Genomic DNA, 266 nt, shown 5'->3' with positions numbered 1-266 from the left:
CTCATAGTACTATCACCTCCAATTAAATATATAAATATTATATGTATGTACTCTATTAATTGTTACGAAAAAAATAGAAATGGAGGATATACAATAAAAAATCTCCTGCGTATTTTCCGCGGAGATGAATAATTGTCTTTTCAGTATATAAATTAATATCCCCAGTAAAGAGGGAAATAATATGAATCTTGGTAATATAAATTTTGTTGTTGATTAGGAAGCTGAGTTGTTGGGTTTATCGTGCCGCGGTTCTGATTACAGTTCGC

Annotated in this window: 1 pseudogene; it reads right to left on the bottom strand. The window is 30.8% G+C overall.

Features of this window, described 5'->3' with window-relative positions:
- Nucleotides 1-152: 152 nt before the first annotated feature.
- Nucleotides 153-266: pseudogene (locus tag SB658_RS24500) on the bottom strand (cupin domain-containing protein); the annotation flags it as partial.

This window comes from Bacillus sp. SIMBA_008, assembly GCF_046535495.1.
GTDB classification, from domain to species: Bacteria; Bacillota; Bacilli; order Bacillales; family Bacillaceae; genus Bacillus; species Bacillus subtilis.
This window is presented reverse-complemented; position numbering and strand designations above follow the sequence as displayed.